Genomic DNA, 18,927 nt, shown 5'->3' with positions numbered 1-18,927 from the left:
GAGACGGCGCGAAGAGCCTGACGCTCGGAAATCGCTACGACGGGTTCGGTGTCTCCGGCACGCCTCTGCGGCCCGTTCACCCGGATCAGGTGGAACGGTGATTCCGTCGCCGGCCCCCAGACGGGGCTTCCACGCTCCGACGGCGTGCCGTGCGGGTCCCCGTCGGCCCCCGACGCGAAACAACCCTTCACCGATCAATATTTTTCCCCGCGCGGCGTGCTCGGAGTCCCGGACAGGCTCCAGCGAGTGGAGGTCACGGTGGCGACCCCTCCCGTGGCGAGTGCGGCCGCCAGGGCTTTCGACAGACCCGGCACCAACCGCCACGGCTGGTGGGCGCGGACCATACCGCCGAGCGCCCTCAGGTAGCCGCGCGGCACGCGGACGCCAACGCCGTCGCCTGTCAGGGGTGTTCAGGCTCCCGTACCGGTGAGGTACGCGGAGACGACGACGTTGGCCGTGTAGGCGCGGGTGGTGCGGTCGTAGGTGCCGCCGCAGGTGATCAGGCGGAGTTCGGCGCGGCCGGGGTGGCGGGTGCCGTAGGCGCGGGCGGCGTCGAAGTGGTCGGCGGGGAGCACCTCGACGTCGTCGATGGTGAACCGGGCGACCTTGCCGTCCGCGCGGACCACCCGGACGGTCTCACCGGGTTCGAGGGTGCTGAGCCGGTAGAAGACGGCGGGCCGGGTCTCGGTGTCGACGTGGCCGACCAGCAGCGCGGTGCCGTTCGCGCCGGGCGCGGTCCCGGCGCCGTACCAGCCGACCACCCCCGGCTGGTCGAAGGGCGGCGGGTCGATGGCGCCCCGGCTGTCCAGTCCGCGCTTCACCACCGGTGCCTGGATGGCCAGCTGGGGGATGTCGACGCGCTGCGGGGCGGAGTCGGGCAGCGGGGTCGCCGGGGCGGGCAGGGTGATGCCGCCGAGTCCGGCGACGTCGCCGTGCGCGGTGCCCGCCGGGCTGTCGGGCAGCCCGGTCACGTCACGGCCCCAGAGCCAGAGTCCGAGCAGCAGCACGGCCCAGGCCACGGCCGTGACCAGCCGACTGGTGGCGCGCCCCTGCTCCTCGGACACCCCGGCGCCCGCTCAGCCGTCGTTCCGGCTCCGGCGGGACCGGAGCGCCCCGACCGTCACCGCCGCACAGCCGGCGAGGGCCAGCCCGGTCAGGGCCTGGGCGGCGCCGGGGCCGGAGCCGGTGGGGGCCACGGTGGCGAACAGGGTGCTGGTGTCCGCCCCGGAGGCCGTACCTCCGCCGCCCGCATGGACCGGGGCGACCGGGGAGGGCCCGGTGTCCGGCCCTGAGTCGGAGTCGGGGCGGGTGCCCTGCCCGGACTCGTCGACGCTGATCCGGCCGGTGAACGAGTAGTCGGCGCAGGTGATCCGCACGTCGTATGCGCCCGCCTTGAGGGAGGTGCGGACCCGGGTCTCCCCGGACAGGTCGCCCTGGCCGCCGGTGAGCCGGGCGTCCGAGACGAACGCGCTCGACACCGCCGTGCCCTGCGAGGCCGTGCAGCCGCGCACCCGCAGCGACACGTCGGTGCCCGGCAGCGGGATCGCCGGGGACACGGTGAGCCCGCCGGTGCCGTGCGTGCCGCCGCCGTCCGCCGCGTGGGCGACCGCCGGGGTGAACGCGGCGGCGGCGATGATTCCGGAACAGAGAGTGAGACGAAGTGAGCCCATCGTGAACCTCCAGATAGTGGGAGGTTCCCCCGTCCGGTGCTCACCCGCATCCGGACAGGGCGTCCGATTGCTCCGTACGGGTGGGGCCGGGTTTGAGTACTCGCTGATGCCGCAGGTCAGACGAGGTCTACGAGGTCCGCGATGGAGTCGACGACCTTGGACGGGCGGAACGGGTAGCGGTCGATCTCGTCCGCCTGGGTGACCCCGGTGAGCACCAGGAAGGTCCGCATCCCGGCCTCCAGTCCCGCGAGCACGTCGGTGTCCATGCGGTCACCGATCATCGCGGAGGTCTCCGAGTGCGCGCCGAGCACGTTGAGGCCGGCCCGCATCATCAGCGGGTTGGGCTTGCCGATGAAGTACGGCTTCTTCTTCGTCGCGGCGGTGATCAGCGCGGCGACCGAGCCGGTGGCGGGCAGCGCGCCCTCGGTGGAGGGGCCGACGTTGTCCGGGTTGGTGGCGAGGAACCGGGCGCCGTCGTTGATCAGCCGGACCGCCTTGGTCATGGCCTCGAAGCTGTACGTCCGGGTCTCGCCCAGGATCACGAAGTCCGGGTCGTGGTCGGTGAGGATGTAGCCGACGTCGTGCAGCGCGGTGGTCAGCCCGGCCTCGCCGATCACGTACGCGCTGCCGCCGGGCCGCTGCTCGTTCACGAACTGGGCGGTGGCCATCGCGGACGTCCAGATGTTCTCCACCGGCACGTCCAGGCCCAGCCTCTTCAGCCGGGCGTGCAGGTCACGCGCCGTGTAGATGGAGTTGTTCGTCAGCACCAGGAACGGCCGCTCGGCCTCCCGCAGCTTCTTCAGGAACGCGTCGGCGCCGGGGATGGGCACACCCTCATGGATCAGAACGCCGTCCATGTCGGTGAGCCATGACTCGATGGGCCTGCGGTCTGCCATGCGTACGTCCTCCAGCGAGTGTCTACCGACGGCTGAGGGGTCCAGGGTAGTGAGGTGGGAGGGGTTAAGGGGGTGGGGGTGGGGTGGGAATCGGGTGTCGGGGGAGGTGGGGGGCTTGGGGGCGCCGGCGGCTGACGTCAGCGGCGTTTGCGGGTCAGTAGCAGCGCGGTGGTGCCCAGGAGGACGAGGAGGGCGGCTACGGCTGCGAGGAGGGCGCGGGGCAGGGGGCGGCCGGTGTGGGCGAGTTCGGGGAGTTGGGGGTCGTCGGGGTTCTCGGCGTCGTAGGGGGCGGGCGGAGAGGGGTCGGCGGGTGCGGTGGTGACGGTGTCCGTGGGGGTGGGCTCCTGGGCGGCCGGGGTGACGCCCGCCTCCGTGGTGTCGGGGGCCCGGGAGGGGCTGACCGGGGTGCTTTCGGGGTCGGTCGGGTCGGAGGTCCCGCCGGGGTCGTCGGGGTCGGCCGGGCGAGCGGGCTCGTCGGTGCTCACCGGGCGGCCGGGCTCGTCGGTGCCCTGCGGGCGGCTGGGCTCCTCCGTGCCTGCCGGACGGGCGGGCTCGTCGGTGCCCAGCGGGCGGCCGGCTTCGTCCGTGCCCGTCGGGCGGGCCGGTTCGTCGGTGCCCAGCGGGCGGCCGGCTTCGTCCGTGCCCGTCGGGCGGGCCGGTTCGTCGGTGCCCAGCGGGCGGCCGGCTTCGTCCGTGCCCGTCGGGCGGGCCGGCTCGTCCGTGCCCGTCGGGTGGCTGGACTGGTTCGGGGCGGTCGGCGGGGCGGAGCCCTTCGTGCGGGCGGGGTCGGGCTCCTCACCGTCGATGTCGAAGACGTAGTCCTCGGACTCCCCCACCCAGTCCCCGTCCTGGCCTCGTCGCTGGACCAGCGCGGCCTTGGCGGTGACGTGGTCGGCGTACGCGTCGGAGGTGATCATCAGGCGGAGCTTGACGGTGACCGTCTTGCCGGGGGCCACGGTGTACCCGGCGAAACCGTCGGCCCCGACCACGCCGACCAGTTCCTGGTGATCGGTGCTCTCCAGCCGGACCGGGCGCCGCTTGCGTCCGTCGTAGAAATCGAGTTTGGCCTGCGAAGGCCGCAGAAGACGCTCGTCGTCGACGAGGACCACCACCGGATGGACGCCCGCGCACGCCTGCGCCCCGGTGTTGACGAGGTCGATGTACCAGGTGCCGGGCGCCCCGCCGGCCCGGTAGGTGCCGGGACCGTCGTGGATACGGGTGCCGAGCGGGAAGGAGCCGTCATCCCCCGCCGTACAGGGTGCGACGGCGGCCGCGGACGACCCGGGCGCGAGCACGGTGACCGCCACCAGACAGAGCGAGGCGGGCACGGAGGCGGACGCGGAGGAGCGGGACAGGGACAACGACAGGGCCGAGGACAATCGCATGAACACATGAACATGCCGGACCCCCATCCCCCAGCCCCGCGCCACTCCGGCCCCGCCCCCATCTCCGCCCGATCAGTGGACCCGGGCTGCGCCAACCGGCAGGGCTTCTCAGCCCCCCGCCCGCCCGAACACCGGCGCCAGCAGCAACTGCCCGGCCCCCACGGCCACCACCCGCTCCCCGCCCGGCGCCAGCCGCACCGGCACCGCGTCCCCGAGCATCCCCTCCCGCCGGGCCCGCGCCGCGAGAATCCCGGCGACCCCCTCGACGTACACCCCCGGCGCCGCGGCGACCGTCCGCCCGCCGAGCAGCACCCGGTCGATGTCGAGCAGCCCCGCCAGATTCCCGGCCCCCACCCCCAGCACGCGCGCCGCCTCGCCGGTCTCGCCCCGCCCGACGGCCGCCAGACACAGCGCCTCCAGGCACCCCCGGTCCCCGCACTCGCACAGCGGCCCGTCGAGCTGGATCACCTGGTGCCCGAACTCCCCGGCCCCGGTCCGCGCCCCCCGGTGCACACTCCCGCCGATCACCAGGCCCGCGCCGAGGCCCGTACCGAGGTGCAGGTAGGCGAACGACCCGCGTTCGCCCCCCGCCGCCAGCCCGAGCGCCGCCGCGTTGGTGTCCTTGTCGACCACCACCGGCACCCCGAGCCGCCCGGCGAGCGCGTCCCGCAGCGAGAATCCCTCCCACTCCGGGAAACCGGTCACCCGGTGCAGCACCCCGCCGACATGGTCCAGCGGACCCGGCAGCGCGACCCCGACTCCGAGCAGCGTCCCGGCGTCCGCGAGCCCCTGGCTCCCCAGTACCTCCGTGACCAGCGCGGTCACCTCGTCCGCGACCAGGGCGAGCACCGTCTCCGCCCCGCCGCCGAGGCCCGTGTCGCCGCGCCGCTCCCCCACCACGGTGCCGTCGAGGTCGAGCAGCACCACCCGCAACTCGTCCCGGTCCAGATGCACGCCCACCGCGTGCCCGGCCTCGGGGACCAGGCGCAGCACGGTGCGCGGCTTGCCCCCGGTGGAGGCCCGGCGTCCGGCCTCGGCGGCGAAGCCGTCCTCCCGCAACCGCGCGGTGATCTTGCTGACGGCCTGCGGGGTGAGCCCCGTGCGCTCGGCGAGTTCGAGCCTGCTGATGCCCTCCGCCCCGGCGCCGCGCAGCAGATCGAGCACGAGCGCGGTGTTGTGCGACCGCACCGCGAGCAGATTCGCCCCCGCCGGGTTGCTCCTCGTCCTGTTCACGGGTCCATTCTCCTCACCGCTTGCACTTTGGCAACAGCGTTGCGAAAGTAGGGAGCATGACTGGTACACCCCTCCGCGTCGGCCTGATCGGCTACGGCCTCGCCGGCTCCGTCTTCCACGCCCCGCTGATCGCCGCCACCGACGGCCTCGTCCTGGACACGGTCGTCACCTCGAACCCCGAGCGCCAGGAGCAGGCCCGCGCCGAGTTCCCGGACGTCCGCGTCGCCGCCACCCCGGACGAGCTGTTCGAGCGCGCCGGTGAACTGGACCTGATCGTCATCGCGTCCCCGAACAAGACGCACGTGCCGCTCGCCACCGCCGCCATCAAGGCGGGCCTGCCGGTCGTCGTGGACAAGCCGATCTCCGGCACCGCCGCCGAGGCCCGCGAGCTGGCCGCCCTGGCCGACGAGCACGGGGTGCTGCTCTCCGTCTTCCAGAACCGCCGCTGGGACAACGACTTCCTCACCCTGCGCAAGCTGGTGGCCGACGGCGCGCTGGGCGACGTCTGGCGCTTCGAGTCCCGCTTCGAGCGCTGGCGCCCGCAGCCCAAGGGCGGCTGGCGCGAGTCCGGCGACCCCGCGGAGATCGGCGGCCTGCTCTACGACCTCGGCAGCCACGTCGTCGACCAGGCCATCACCCTGTTCGGCCCGGTCACCCAGGTGTACGCCGAGGCGGTCGTACGCCGTGACGGCGCCGAGACCGACGACGACACCTTCCTCGCCCTGACCCACGCGAACGGCGTCCGCTCGCACCTCTACGTCTCCGCCACCACCGCCCAGCTCGGCCCCCGCTTCCGGGTGCTCGGCTCGCGCGCCGGCTTCGTGAAGTACGGCCTGGACCCGCAGGAGGCGGCGCTGCGCGACGGCGCCCGCCCCGGCACCGAGGCCGCGTGGGGCGTCGAGGAGGAGTCTCTGTGGGGCCGCCTGGGCGCCGGCGAGTCCCCGGTCACCGGCGGCGGCACCGCCGTGGAGACCGTGCCCGGCGACTACCCCGCCTACTACGCGGCCGTGGCCGCCGCAGTCCGGGGCACCGGCCCCAACCCGGTGACCGCGCTGGAGGCCGCCGAGACCCTCGACGTACTGGAGGCGGCCCGCCGCTCCGCCCGCGACAAGGTGACGGTGACCCTCTGATGACACAAGCGCAGAACGCCCCGAGCGTGGCGGACCTGGAGGCGCAGGAACAGCGCCTGGTCTTCCGTACCTTCACCTACGACGACGCCTGGGCGCTGGGCTCCCTCCTGGTCGAGCTGGGCCGGGAGCGGCAGGCGCCGATCGCCGTCGACATCCACCGCGCGGGCCAGCAGCTCTTCCACGCGGCGCTGCCCGGCTCGACCCCGGACAACGACGCGTGGATCGCCCGCAAGCGCCGGGTGGTGGAGCGCTACGGCTCCGCCTCCTACCTGGTCGGCTCACGCTTCCGCGCCAAGGGCACCACCTTCGAGGACTCGTCCCGCCTCGACCCCGACCGCTATGCGGCGCACGGCGGTTCCTTCCCGATCACCGTGGAAGGCGTGGGCGTCGTCGGCTCGGTGACCGTCTCCGGTCTGCCCCAGATCGAGGACCACCGGCTGGTCGTCGAGGCGCTGGAGCGGTTCTTGGAGGCGTGACACCCGCGCGGCTCCCTCCGGTCGGGCCTGTCGTGCACGACGATCGTTCGTGCACGACATCCAGCCGGAGGGAAAGATCCGATGAGCGACTCGACGAGCGGGAGCATCTCCAAGGCGGAGATCGGCCGGTACGGCGTATGGAGCCTTGGCCTGCGCAACGAGGACCCGGGCCGGCGCGGTGAGATCGGGGAGGCGGCGGCCGAACTCCAGGAACTCGGCTACGGCACCGCCTGGCTCGGCGGCTCCAGCGCGCCCGTCCACGCCCTGCCCCTGCTGGAGAAGACGGACCGGCTGATCGTCGGCACCAGCATCCAGAGCATCTGGCAGTACGACGCCGGGGAGAGCGCGGCCGGTTACGCCGAGGTGGAGGCCGCGCACCCCGGCCGCTTCCTGCTCGGCCTCGGCATGAGTCACGCCAAGCTGGCCGAGCAGTACCGGCGGCCGTACTCGGCGCTGGTGGAGTACCTGGACGCACTGGACGCGGCCGGTGTCCCGGCCGGGCGGCGCGTCCTGGCCGCGCTCGGACCGAAGACCGTACGCCTGTCGGGCGAGCGCTCCCTGGGGGCGATCCCCTATCTCGTCACCCCCGAGCACACCGCGCGGGCCCGCGAGATCCTCGGCCAGGAACCGCTGCTGGCGCCGGAGCTCGGCGTCGTACTGGAATCCGACCCGGCCCGCGCCCGCGAACTGGCCCGCGGCCACCTGGAGATGTACCTCCAGCTCCCCAACTACACCACCAACTTCCAGCGGCTCGGCTTCACCGAGGACGACCTGCGCGACGGCGGCAGCGACCGGCTGGTCGACGCGCTGTACGCCTGGGGCGACGACGACCGCATCCGGGAGAAGGTGAACGCCTTCCTCACCGCGGGCGCCGACCACGTCGCCCTCCAGGTCGTACACGAGGGCTCCCCCGACGACCTGCCCCGCGCGGCCTGGCGGAAGCTGGCGAACATCCTTCTCTGACCGTTCGCCGCCCTGGCCGCTCATGACAGCACCACTCGCTCCACCGCGCTCCAAGTCGTGCTGGTGACGACATAGAGCGCGGCGGCCAGGGGGACGACGGCGACGGTCACCAGGGTGAGGAAGGACAGGAACGGGGCCACCTTGCCGACCACCCCCTGGCCCGGCACGGTGCCGCCCGCCTGGACGGGGTTCTCGGCCGCCATACGCCTGGTCCGCCGGAAGTTGACGGTGGCGACGACCGCGACGACTGCGAACAGGACCAGGTAGACCAGGCCGGCCCCGCCGAAGATCCCGCCGCCCAGGGCATCGGTCCAATGGCCGCCGAGCGGGGCGGCGAGGAGGTCGTGGTCGAGGAGGGTGTTGGGCCCCTCGCCGATCGTGGCGTTGGAGAAGAGGTGGTAGAGCAGGAAGAACGCGGGGAGTTGGAGCAGGCCGGGCAGCAGGCCGGAGACCGGAGAGACCTTCGCCTTCGTGTGCAGCTCCAGCACCGCCCGCTGGAGCCGCTCGGGATCACGGGCATGCTTTTCGCGCAGCTCCGTGATCCTGGGCTGGAGCGCGGCGCGGGCCCGCTGGCCCCGGGCGGCGGCGCGGGCGAGGGGATGGGTGGCCAGCCGGACCAGCGCGGTGAACAGGATGATCGCGGCGGCGGTCGCGGAGGCGTGGAAGAACGGCTGCAGCAAGTCGGCGAGTTGCTCGACCAGGCGGGCGAAGACGGACATGGGTGGCCCTCCGTACGGGGTGGCGTCGTGCCGGGTGCGGGATGCGGCCAGGAAGCGGCCGGTGGCATGACGACCCGCGCGGGCGGGGCGGACAGACGGGTGGTGCGGCCCTACGCGCAGGTCGTCGGCAGGACCCGGCCGGGTGCCCGTGGCCTGCGGCGCCCCCTCGCGTCGGGGTCGCGCTGCGCCAGGAACGCCGTACGGCGGGCCCTGTCGCGTATCGCGGTACGGACGCGCGTCGGCGGGACGACGGGGACGCGGCGGGCGGTGAGGACCGAGCAGAGGGCGAGGGCGGTACCGGCGGCGGTGGTCGCGGCGAGCGCGACGGCGGTGGTGAGGTCGCCGGAGCCGAGCAGGGCGGCCTGGAGCAGCAGCAACTGGATGATCAACTGGGCCACGGCGAGCAGCGGCAGCAGGGCGCGCGTGACGGCGGAACCACTGTGCATCACCGACAGCACCCCCCTTCTGTGCCCCAACCCCGCGGTTACGGCCTGTACAAGCCCGTTCACCGCGTACAACGCCCGGTGTGCCGGCCCGGTTCCCGATCTTCGCCGGGAGTTGGAGAAATCTCCTCGTCGGGCGCCCTCCTCCGCTGTCACCCCTCGGCAGTACGGTGTCATGCATGCGCCCCGACACGCCTGCCGAGAACGTCGACCACACCGCCGAAGCGGCACGCCTGGAGCGGACCGCCGGCCTGTACCCCGAGGACGCGGAGGCCCTGCTGCTGCGCGCCGCGGCCCACCTCGAACTGTCCGGCGCCCGCCCCGCGGCGACCGCGCTCTACGACCGACTGCTGTCCTCCGCCGGCCCGCTGGAGCATCCCCACCTCGTCCGCGCCCTGAAGGCGGCGAACCTGTGGGAGTACGGCCACGAGGCCGAGGCGCGGGCGATCATCGACGGCATCCGCATGGCCGCTCCGCGGGACGCGGCGCCGTGGGTGATCGTCGCGGAGGCGCTGGAGTCGCACGACGAACTGGAGGCGGCGCACGAGACGTTCCACGAGGGCGCGGTCCTGCTGCTGACGGACGCGCCGGAGCCGCCGTACGCCACGCACCCCCTGCTCTTCGGCCGCCATCGGGTCCGCCGCATGCTGGGCCTGCCCCACGACACCTGGGACGCCCTCGCCGACACCCTCCATACCTCCCCGGTCTCCCTGGACGAACTCCACGACCCCAAGCGAGTCTGGTCCCTCGGCTCGGAGAACCCCGCGGAACTGGAAGCCGAGATCTCCCGCCTCCGAGCCGAACTCACCACGGCCCGCGAGGCGCTGTCCCGCCCGTACCCGGTGGCAGTCCTGCACTGGCCGGCCACGGAACTGACGGAACTGGTGGCGGCGTACCCGGCTCTGGAGTCGGAGTACACCTCCCACGCGAGCCACCTGGCGACCATAGAGACCTCTCTCCGAGAACTCTCCACCTCCGGCACCCCCAACCTCGGCATCGTCACCGGCACAGTCCCGTCGTACGAGGCGTTCGCGGCTTCGGAGGGGGCGTCCCCGGCGGACCCGGCGTTGCTTCCTGAGTACGCGACGACGCTGGCGGCGAGGGGGTTGGCGGTGGCTTGGCCGCCGCAGCGGGGGGCGGGGTGTTGGTGCGGGTCGGGCGTCTCGTACACGGAGTGCCACAGAGCGTAAGGGCGCCCGCGCGGCGGAAACGGCGCCGGCAGAATGTTGATGTGTCCCACGCAGCGCCCTCCTCCGCCGCCGTCTCCGCGCGCATGAGCCGCCAGGGGTCCCGCGACACGGCGCCCGAAGTCGCGGTCCGCCGTCTGCTCCACGCGGCGGGCATGCGCTATCGCGTCAACGTGCCCGTTCCCGGGATGCCGAGACGGACCATCGACATCGTCTTCGTCAGGGCCAAGGTGGCGGTCTTCATGGACGGGTGCTTCTGGCACGGGTGCCCCGAACACGCGACGCATCCGAAGGCCAACGCGGAGTGGTGGCGGGCCAAACTCGACAAGAACATGGCCCGCGACCTGGAGACGACGCGACACCTGCGATCGGCGGGCTGGACGGTACTGCGCTTCTGGGAGCACGAACCCGTCACCGACGTGGCCCGCCGTATCAGCGAGTCCGTGACCACAGCCCGGACGCTCCCGACGGAACCCCCGAGAGACGGGGTTGGCATCGATCGTGACACGACTCTTGGTAGACGCAATGATCCGACCCAATAATGTGGAGACCTTGTAAAAGGCAAAGCCGAAACTGTCCGCTGCCCTCTCGGGCACCAGGACGCTTCGGTGAACTGAAGTGCCAGTCCAGACACTTGATGAGCGGGAGCGGGGCGGCCGGGGCCAATGTCCGACGAGTTCGACGGTATGTACGACACGTTCAAGGCCCTCTTGGACACCTTTCCGCCCTCCGAAGCAGTCAAGCGTCTGGAGATGCTGGGCGTCGGCATCGAGGTGATCCAGCGAATCCGGGAACGCCACGAGCAGCAGACGATACGCATCAAGGAACTCGAAGAGCCGCATGCCGTCGTCCTCGGCAACCGTGACACCTGGTACACGGGCCCGCAGGACAAGGACAAGTGCTGGCCGGCGATCGTCGACCTGTTGCGCAAGGACGGTTGGTCCGAGGAGCCGGCCATTCGGAGTCTGGACGAGTCCTCTACGCGCGTGGTGTCATTGCTGAACCATCCGAAGGAGAACTCCTTCTCAACGCGCGGCCTGGTCGTGGGCTATGTGCAGTCGGGCAAGACCACGAACTTCACCTCCGTCATGGCCAAGGCCGCCGATCGCGGCTACAAGCTCTTCATCGTGCTGGCCGGTATTCACAACGGCCTGCGGCGCCAGACCCAGGCGCGACTGGCCCAGCAGCTCGTTGAGCCCAACCCGTCGCTGTGGTCGCAACTAACCATCGTTGAGAAGGACTTCACCCCCCAGGCGAACCCGGCCTCCTACTTCGGCAAGAGCAACAAGACGCACGTGCTGTGCGTGGTGAAGAAGAACGCGACAGTGCTGCGCAAGCTGGCACGGTGGTTGGAGGAGGCGTCCGACTACCTCCAGGACTGCCCGGCGTTGATCATCGACGACGAGGCCGACCAGGCGACGGTGGCGACCAAGTCCATCAACCCCCTGATCCTCGACATCATGAGCAACCTGCCTCGGTCCGCCTACGTCGGATACACGGCGTCCCCGTTCGCGAACCTGCTCATCGATCCGAGTGCCAAGGATCTGTATCCCCGCGACTTCGTCGTGAACCTTCCCAAGCCCAGGGGCCACTTCGGCACGGAGGTGCTGTTCGGGCGCTACGCGCTCGACGGCGAGGACCCCGAGCAGGTGGACGACGGTTACGACATGATCCGATCGGTGCCCCTAGACGACGTGGCGCGCGTCCGACCCGAGTCGCGCGCCGACATCGAGGGCTTCGAACCCGACATCACCGACACCCTGCGCCGATCCATCGAGTACTTCTGGTTGGTCACCGCGGCCCGCCGGGTGCGCCGCAGGGGCAACCCGCACAGCACGATGCTGATCCACACCAGCGTCAACACGGCCGTCCACAACAGCTTCAAGCGCCCGTTGGAACACCTGCTCAGGCGCACTGCCGAGTCGCTGGACGACATGGGCCTCCGGTCCCGCCTGCGCGATCTGTGGGACGAGGAGACCGCACGGGTTCCGGCTGAGGAACTGGGTGAGAAGAAGGTCGCGTTCGACGAGTTGGAGCCCGAGCTGCCCGGAGTGCTGCGGAACTGCCGCATCATCATGGACAACTCCAGCAGCGAAGACCGCCTCGACTACGAGAACGGGCCTGTCGTGGCAATCGCGGTGGGTGGCAACACCCTGTCCCGCGGCCTCACCCTCGAAGGGCTGTCGGTCAGCTATTTTGTCCGGGCCGTGTCGGCGTACGACACCCTGCTGCAAATGGGGCGCTGGTTCGGTTTCCGGAACGGCTACGCCGACCTTCCCCGCATCTGGATGACCGACGAGTTGGCCGAGTGGTTCAGGCATCTCGCCACTGTCGAGACGGAGATGCGGCGTGACATCGACACTTACATGACCGAGGCGGAAACGCCGCTCACCTTTGCCGTTCGTCTGCGCACCCATCCGGCTCTTCGCGTCACCGCTGCGGCGAAGATGCGCGACGCCGTGACCGCGGCTTCGTCCTATGGTGGCAAGCGCGTTCAGACGCACTACTTCCGAACCGACGCCGAGTGGCTCCGGGGCAACATCAAAGCCGCTCGTGACCTGGTAGCCGCCGCCACGCAGAACGCCGTGCGCATCGAGGAACGACAGTCGGAGGGTCGGTACCTCTTCCGCGACGTCCCGTACGACGCGGTCACTGACTTCCTGTCCGCATACAAGTTCCATGACAAGTCGCCCGAGAACGACGCGGACCTGATTACCGGATACATCCGGAAGCGGGTGAAAATGGCCGACTCCTTGCGGCGTTGGAACGTGGCGATCGTGGGAAACCCAGCGGGCGAACCGTTCTCCCTGACCAACAAGGTGAGTGTCGGACTCAGCACCCGTGCTCGTCTCGCCGTCACCACCACCGATCCGCACTTCGCCGACATCAAGACCCTCATGAGCCGCCGGGACGCGGCCGTGGACCTCGACGGCGACACCGCGAGACTGACCGAACAGCAGATCATGGACCTGCGTCACGCCCTGCTCCCGGACACCGGACTGTTGGTTTTGTATCCGATCGACAAGACGTCCACGCCCAGCCCCACCAAGAAACTGCGTGCTCCGCTCAATGCCGAGGAGCACGTCGTGGGCGTCGGCCTGGTCTTCCCCGAACCCCGGCAGGAGGACAGCACCGTCGAGAAATACATCTCGGCCGATCTCTCGGGTGTGCGCATCGAGGACGAGGACTACAGCATGCTCGTCGAGGGCGAGGACGCGTGAGCGAGGCCTCCCACCACGAGCTGCTCGAGCAGCACTGGACCGCGCTCGAGGCCGGGCGGGCCACGGGCGAGAACCGCTTGCGTGTGGCACAGCTACCGGTGGCAACGCACCGGGGCCCCTTGGTCGCAGGCGTGGACCACGACGGGTTCCGTCACATCCTGATACCTGTGCACACGCACCGAAAACTCCGCACCGGTCTCGACGGGCCGGTGCTCCGGTTGCGCAAGCGACCGCTGGAGGACGACGAGACGTACCAGACGTACGCCGACCTCTCCTGTCTGCGCACGGATCTCAACGACCTGTTCACGGAGCTCTGTACCGACACTCTGAGCGCTGTCGCCGCGCTCCCGGACAATCCGGTGAAGGCCCTCTACGGAGTTCTCGACCGCTGGAAGGCCCTCTTCCAGTCGCACAGCACCCCGCTCGGGCCCGAGCAGATGGCTGGGCTGTTCGGTGAGCTTCTGGTGCTGACCAGGCTCCTCGAACGCGACTCGAGCGCGCACCGGATGTGGCACGGCCCGCAGGGACACCGTCATGACTTCGTCGCCGGTAAAACGGCTGTGGAAGTCAAGGCCAGTGGCGTCGGCTCCGGCAGAAGAGCCCGCATTCACGGCCTCGACCAGCTCGATCCGCCGCCGGGCGGAACTCTCTTCCTGGCTTGGTTCCGTCTCGAGAGTTCCACTGCGCCCGACTCCGGGGTCGGATTGCTCGAGCTGTTGACGCAAGCTCTGCGGTCGTGCGACGACGAGAGCGCCCTTCTCGAACTGCTCGCGGCAACCGGCTATCGCGCCGTCGACGCGGAACGCTATCGGAACGCACGCTTCGAGGTGTGCGAGGAGAGGTGGTACCGCGTGGCGTCGGGTTTCCCGCGACTGACGACCCAGGTGCTCCTCGCGGCCGGTGTGCAGGCGAATGTCCTCGATGTCGAGTACACGATCGACCTGTCCACCGGCACGCCTACGTCCATGGAGGCCGACGAAGTAGCCTGCCTGCTCGACCAGTTGGTTCAGGAGTCGGTGTGACAGGTCCCAAGTGGTTCTCCCAGCCATACCCCCCGGACGGAGCGAGCGCCGCCGAGGGCATCCGCAACCAGTTGGGCCGCCCCGAACTGGACCTGCTCACCATCCTCGTTCGGGAGTCCGCCCAGAACAGTTGGGACGCGCGGCTCGCGCAGTCCGGCGTTCCGGTCGACTACCGCATCGACATGTGGACGGTCAGTCCCGCGCACTCCGCCGCCTGGCGGGAGTTGCTCCTGGCCGGGGCTCCCGGCGCGGACAGGTTTCCGCTTCGGGAGACTCTCAAGCGCGCCTCCATCCCGGTATTGGCGGTGTCCGATCGTGGTACGCGCGGCCTCGGAGGCCCGACCCGAGCGGACGACGCGGTCGGTCCCGACCGCGATTTCGTCTCCTTCATCCGCAACATCGGCGAGCCCCGGGACACCGCGCTCGGCGGCGGCACCTACGGGTTCGGCAAGGGCATCTTCTACCTGCTGTCACAGCCGGGCACGGTGCTCATCCACTCCCGGTGTCGCATGACAGACGGGACGTACGAGACTCGCCTGATCGGCTGCGCGCTATGGCAGAGCTACGTGGCGTCCGAGGGTCAGGGACGCCGGCGTTACACCGGCAGGCACTGGTGGGGGAACGTGTCCGACCAGGTCGTAGAGCCACTCGTGAACGACGAGGCCGACGCTGCCGCGCATCGTCTCGGCCTGAGGCCGTTCGGCCCACGGGAGACGGGGACGACCGTCCTGGTCGTCGACCCCAACCTGGAGGGGCTCGAGGCTACGGAAGCGGCCGACTACCTCTGCGACACGATCGCCTGGCACCTCTGGCCGAAGATGATCGATGTCGCCGGGAAGCCCGCCGCCATGCGCTTCACCGTCACCTGTGACGGGGTCCAACACCCGGTGCCCGACCCACGTGCCACCCGTCCGCTCAACATGTTCGTCGAGGCGTACGAACGAATGGTGGGCCCGGACGGCAGCAGTCTGGAGTGCTTCAAGCCGAAGAAGCACTTGGGTCGCCTGGGTCTGGTGAAGCGCATCATGCCAGCCCTCGAACCGACGCGCGCCTCGAGCATGATGGACATCGAAGACCTGATCCACCATGTCTGTCTGATGCGTCCCGCCGAGCTCGTCGTCACCTACCACGCAGGGCCGAAACCGCCGAGCACGAATCAGGGATACGCCGGGGTGTTCAGGGCCGACGAGACCATGGACGATGTCTACGCCAAGGCCGAGCCGCCCACGCACGACGCCTGGAACCCTCACTCTCTGGAAAGAAGTGAAAGCACTTTCGTACGAACCACTTTCCGACGCATCAACGAAGCGCTGGAGGGCCTGCTCTCGCTGAGCGGCGTGACCCGTCCGGGGGCGAGCAACGTGGCGCTGGGTGCTGCCAGTTCCATGTTCTCCGGACTCGTCGGTGGCGCCTGGGGAATCGGCGGAGCCACCGCCTACTCCAAGCCCGGCAGCACCGCGACCGGGCGACGCGGGCAGCCCGCCACGACGGTCCGCCCGACCGGGCGACCGGCATCGAATGACCCGACGTCCGATCCTGCGGCGGCAGGCGGGACGCACGATGACGAGCAGTCGTTCCCCGTCGGGTCGGAATCCGACCGGTCCCGGGCTATGGTCCGTCGACCACGAGTCCAGTACGTCGGTGACCCCTACTACGACGATCACTCGGACAGCACGGTACTGATCCAGGAATTCCGGCTCCCCGTTCCCGTGGCGCATCGCGTACGAATCGATCTGGCCGTCACTCTTCCCGGTACCGGTGGACGCGAGGTCGATCCGCCCATCGGAGCCGGCATGCCCGAGTTGATCGGTTGGGAAAACGAGGCGGGCCAGTCGTACGGCTCGGGGACACAGGTACTGCTCGGCGGCGACACCCTCTGGCGGGCGGTCGTCCGACCGGCGCCGGACACCATGACCGAAATCGGCATCAAGGTCGAGGCGGTGAAGACCCCGTGACGCGGCGCGTGCTTCCCTACCGCATTCCGTCGGAGGACACCGTGGGGGGCGAACAGTGGCGACTCGTGGTCGAGGACGGCGAGGTGCCGCTGCCCCCGGCGTTGCCGGACTGGGACTACCAGATGGATCTGCGCCTGCGCAGAGACGTTCGGGTCGACGTGGATCAGGTACGCCGACAGTCCGGGCTGTCGGCCGACGCCCCGCTCCTGGTCTCGACCGTGTGGACCGCCACGGGGTCGAACCTCAGTGGACCCGGCCAACACGTGCGGTTGACCCATTCGGGCCAGGACACGGCCCGGTTCGACTTCCTTCTGCACGGCGCCGATCTCGGTGGCCTGCTGCGGCTGGACACAGCCCTGGTCCTGGGCGAACGAAGGGAGACGGGCCGCGGCTCCTCACCGCGTCGGGCCGGGTCCGTGCTGTGGAGCGATCGGACCGAACTGCGCCTCCAGGGCGATGCCCCGCAGTTCCCCATGGCCGTGATCGACTTCGCCCGCACCTCGTTCCCGGACGGCGCCGCATGGCACCTCCAGATCAGTGGGGGCATGGAGCACGCGACCATGGGGGCTCTTCTCCTGCTCGTCAACGAACGGAACGAGGCCACGGCCACGGCGTTCCGAAACGCTGCGAGACCCCGTCCCATCGACCGGATCGTCCTTTCGGCCGTCTACGCGGATGCCGCCCGAATCATGCTGGAGCACGCACTGGCCCAGGACGACTTCACGGGGGACGCCGATTACCCGGACGAATCCCTGGGAGCCACTCTGCTGAACCTGTTCGAGGTGCTCTTCCCCGGACAGTCGATCACTGACGTCAGGCTGCGCCGGCACCAGTCACCCGCATCGTTCGCCTCGGACCTGCAAGCCGCCGTAAAAATCTTCGAGGTGTCGTGATGGGCTTCCTCTATCCTCGCCTCCTCACCGAGCAGGCAAGGCCGCTCTTCGAGGAGTACAGGCTTCTCACGATCGCGGAATTGTCCCGTCGTGTTGCCTTCAGCCATGATTCCGCCGTGTACGTGGCCACCGGCGGCGACCGTGTGGCCGGTGGCCAACTCCGCGAACTGCGCGAGGGTGTGCTCGACCTGGCGAAGCAGGCGGGTTTCCCCGAGAGTTCGGACCGCAGCGCCAACGCGAAGTTCGACCTGAGCCTGGCCGCCCTACTCCATGCCGAGATGGGAATGGTGCCCGCCGAGGCCGCGTCCCGCGACGTCTGGGCCTTTCTCGCACTCGTCCTCCTGCCGGACGTGGCGTTCTGGCGCTATCCGAGCCCTCCCAGGGACCGCGTCCTCGGTACCGATCTCACACGCCATGTTTTCGGCAGGCTCTGGTGGCGTGCTCAGCTCGTGCGCTCCCCCCAGGACCCGGAGCCTTATGCCGCGCTCGAGATTCTCGGTGAAGCGGCCTTCGATCAGATCTACGCGCGACGGGCCGCGCTGGGCGGCAGCCCACACCTCGTGCGGGCCATCCTGCGCGTCTGGAAGGACCTGGACCTCAGTGGCCTGAACGAGCGTGAAACGCTGCGCGACTTCCTCAAGCGGCTTCTGCGGCTCGCACCGTTCGTACTCTTCGACGGCGTGGAAGAACGTGCCCTCGACGAAGAGCTGCGCGCGGTCGCACAAGAATCCCTCGATGCGCAGCGAGCCACTCATCAGGTGTCGGAGAGCAAAGAGCCCTTCACCTTTCTGGAGATATGCGCCGGTGCGGGTGGGCAGGCCCTCGGACTCGAACGAGCCGGGTTCACACCGGTGATGCTCATCGACAGCAAGGCGGACTCCTGCTTCACTCTTGATCTCAACCGCCCCCACTGGGACGCCGTGTGCATGGACCTCGCCCAGTTCGACCCGAGGTCGCGGCCCGATGTCATGGGAGTGGACCTCATCAGCGGTGGTCTGCCACGGGTCAAGTCCTTGGCATCCGTCGGCCGGGCGGAGGACAACGAGGAACGCCGACTTCTGCGAGCGGCGGTTTCTCTCGCGTGCCAGGTACGACCGAAGGCAGTACTCCTCGAAAACGTCCCCGATCTGGTGGAGGGCGCCGAATTCGACGCCGACCGCGACTGGATCGAGAATGAGCTGAAGCAGGTCGGCCTGCACGCCAATTGGGCTGTGCTCAATGCGGCCGACTTCGGTGTCCCGCAAAACCGTAGGAGCGGGTTTCTGGTCGCTCTCTCGGAACCGTTCAACACCCGCTTCGCCTGGCCTGCCCCGAGCGGTGCGGCGCCGAGGACCGTGGGGGACGTTCTCGGCACGTCCATGGCGGCCCGAGGGTGGCCCGGTGCGGAGCGTTGGGCACGGGAGGCGAATCGCCCGGCGCCGGCACTTGTAGGTGGATCCGACAGGCGGGGCGGCGGCGACCTGGGCCCCACCGGCAGCAAGAAGGCGTGGGCGGCGCTGGGCGTGAACGGGAACAGCCTCGGCGACGAGCCTCCGGGCGCGGACTTCCCGGTGGACGAGCTACCCAAGCTGACGGTCGAGCAGGCGGCCATGATTCAGTCGCTTCCCCGGGACTGGGGGCTCTTCGGGGGCAAGACGTCCAGGTATCGTCAGGTGGGGCACGCGATGCCTCCCCCCTTGGCGACCGCACTGGGTCTCGCCATCGCCACCGCACTCCGAGGCTAAAATCCCCTCC

The 18,927-nt window shown here is 70.2% G+C and carries 17 protein-coding genes; 10 read left to right on the top strand and 7 right to left on the bottom strand.

What is annotated here, in order from left to right:
* Positions 1 to 410: 410 nt before the first annotated feature.
* The 5 genes from OG448_RS19430 to OG448_RS19410 form a co-directional block, all read right to left on the bottom strand.
* Positions 411 to 1,064 (bottom strand): class F sortase, encoded by a 654-nt coding sequence (locus OG448_RS19430; RefSeq protein ID WP_405555456.1) that lies wholly within the window; start codon positions 1,062 to 1,064, stop codon positions 411 to 413.
* Between the two features lie 12 nt (positions 1,065 to 1,076).
* Positions 1,077 to 1,670 (bottom strand): hypothetical protein, encoded by a 594-nt coding sequence (locus OG448_RS19425; protein WP_391292081.1) that lies wholly within the window; start codon positions 1,668 to 1,670, stop codon positions 1,077 to 1,079.
* Positions 1,671 to 1,786: 116 nt separating this feature from the next.
* On the bottom strand, positions 1,787 to 2,566 hold the full coding sequence (locus OG448_RS19420) for an HAD-IIA family hydrolase (RefSeq protein WP_405555454.1): 780 nt from the start codon (positions 2,564 to 2,566) through the stop codon (positions 1,787 to 1,789).
* Between the two features lie 137 nt (positions 2,567 to 2,703).
* Positions 2,704 to 3,951: a hypothetical protein gene (locus tag OG448_RS19415; RefSeq protein WP_405555452.1), complete on the bottom strand. Its 1,248-nt coding sequence runs from the start codon at positions 3,949 to 3,951 to the stop codon at positions 2,704 to 2,706.
* Between the two features lie 108 nt (positions 3,952 to 4,059).
* Positions 4,060 to 5,184, bottom strand: a complete 1,125-nt coding sequence (locus OG448_RS19410; protein WP_405555450.1) for an ROK family protein — start codon at positions 5,182 to 5,184, stop codon at positions 4,060 to 4,062.
* Positions 5,185 to 5,240: 56 nt separating this feature from the next.
* On the opposite strand from OG448_RS19410, the gene OG448_RS19405 reads away from it, so the two are divergent.
* The 3 genes from OG448_RS19405 to OG448_RS19395 all read left to right on the top strand — a co-directional run bounded on the left by OG448_RS19405 (position 5,241) and on the right by OG448_RS19395 (position 7,753).
* The gene (locus OG448_RS19405) at positions 5,241 to 6,314 is read left to right on the top strand and encodes a Gfo/Idh/MocA family oxidoreductase (RefSeq protein ID WP_405555449.1); all 1,074 of its coding nucleotides are present in this window, start codon (positions 5,241 to 5,243) and stop codon (positions 6,312 to 6,314) included.
* A complete protein-coding gene (locus OG448_RS19400) occupies positions 6,314 to 6,790 on the top strand; it encodes a heme-degrading domain-containing protein (protein ID WP_405555447.1) in 477 nt (158 codons plus the stop codon). Before OG448_RS19405 ends, OG448_RS19400 begins: the two co-directional genes overlap by 1 nt.
* 81 nt (positions 6,791 to 6,871) lie before the next feature.
* Positions 6,872 to 7,753: an LLM class F420-dependent oxidoreductase gene (locus OG448_RS19395; RefSeq protein WP_405555446.1), complete on the top strand. Its 882-nt coding sequence runs from the start codon at positions 6,872 to 6,874 to the stop codon at positions 7,751 to 7,753.
* A 20-nt stretch (positions 7,754 to 7,773) separates the two neighbouring features.
* Here OG448_RS19395 and yidC read toward each other — a convergent pair whose 3' ends face one another.
* Together yidC and OG448_RS19385 are read right to left on the bottom strand one after the other, a co-directional pair.
* The gene (yidC, locus tag OG448_RS19390) at positions 7,774 to 8,472 is read right to left on the bottom strand and encodes a membrane protein insertase YidC (protein WP_405555444.1); all 699 of its coding nucleotides are present in this window, start codon (positions 8,470 to 8,472) and stop codon (positions 7,774 to 7,776) included.
* A 110-nt stretch (positions 8,473 to 8,582) separates the two neighbouring features.
* The gene (locus OG448_RS19385; RefSeq protein ID WP_405555442.1) at positions 8,583 to 8,918 is read right to left on the bottom strand and encodes a DUF6412 domain-containing protein; all 336 of its coding nucleotides are present in this window, start codon (positions 8,916 to 8,918) and stop codon (positions 8,583 to 8,585) included.
* Between the two features lie 176 nt (positions 8,919 to 9,094).
* Here OG448_RS19385 and OG448_RS19380 point away from each other — a divergent pair, with 176 nt between their 5' ends.
* The 7 genes from OG448_RS19380 to OG448_RS19350 all read left to right on the top strand — a co-directional run bounded on the left by OG448_RS19380 (position 9,095) and on the right by OG448_RS19350 (position 18,917).
* Complete coding sequence (locus OG448_RS19380; protein ID WP_405555440.1) at positions 9,095 to 10,105, top strand: hypothetical protein; 1,011 nt, start codon at positions 9,095 to 9,097, stop codon at positions 10,103 to 10,105.
* Between the two features lie 41 nt (positions 10,106 to 10,146).
* Positions 10,147 to 10,644, top strand: a complete 498-nt coding sequence (locus OG448_RS19375) for a very short patch repair endonuclease (protein ID WP_405555439.1) — start codon at positions 10,147 to 10,149, stop codon at positions 10,642 to 10,644.
* A gap of 123 nt (positions 10,645 to 10,767) precedes the next feature.
* A complete protein-coding gene (locus OG448_RS19370; RefSeq protein ID WP_405555437.1) occupies positions 10,768 to 13,323 on the top strand; it encodes a Z1 domain-containing protein in 2,556 nt (851 codons plus the stop codon).
* Positions 13,320 to 14,345, top strand: a complete 1,026-nt coding sequence (locus tag OG448_RS19365; protein ID WP_405555435.1) for a PD-(D/E)XK motif protein — start codon at positions 13,320 to 13,322, stop codon at positions 14,343 to 14,345. Before OG448_RS19370 ends, OG448_RS19365 begins: the two co-directional genes overlap by 4 nt.
* Positions 14,342 to 16,300 (top strand): hypothetical protein, encoded by a 1,959-nt coding sequence (locus OG448_RS19360; RefSeq protein WP_405555434.1) that lies wholly within the window; start codon positions 14,342 to 14,344, stop codon positions 16,298 to 16,300. The genes OG448_RS19365 and OG448_RS19360 overlap by 4 nt, the downstream gene beginning before the upstream one ends.
* Positions 16,297 to 17,193 carry a hypothetical protein gene (locus OG448_RS19355; protein ID WP_405555432.1) on the top strand — a complete coding sequence of 299 codons (897 nt, stop codon included), beginning with the start codon at positions 16,297 to 16,299 and terminating at the stop codon, positions 17,191 to 17,193. The genes OG448_RS19360 and OG448_RS19355 overlap by 4 nt, the downstream gene beginning before the upstream one ends.
* Positions 17,193 to 18,917: a DUF6339 family protein gene (locus OG448_RS19350; protein WP_405555430.1), complete on the top strand. Its 1,725-nt coding sequence runs from the start codon at positions 17,193 to 17,195 to the stop codon at positions 18,915 to 18,917. Before OG448_RS19355 ends, OG448_RS19350 begins: the two co-directional genes overlap by 1 nt.
* The last annotated feature ends 10 nt before the right edge of the window (positions 18,918 to 18,927 follow it).

The sequence above is a fragment of the Streptomyces sp. NBC_01171 genome (assembly GCF_045039805.1).
GTDB lineage: Bacteria > Actinomycetota > Actinomycetes > Streptomycetales > Streptomycetaceae > Streptomyces.
This window is presented reverse-complemented; position numbering and strand designations above follow the sequence as displayed.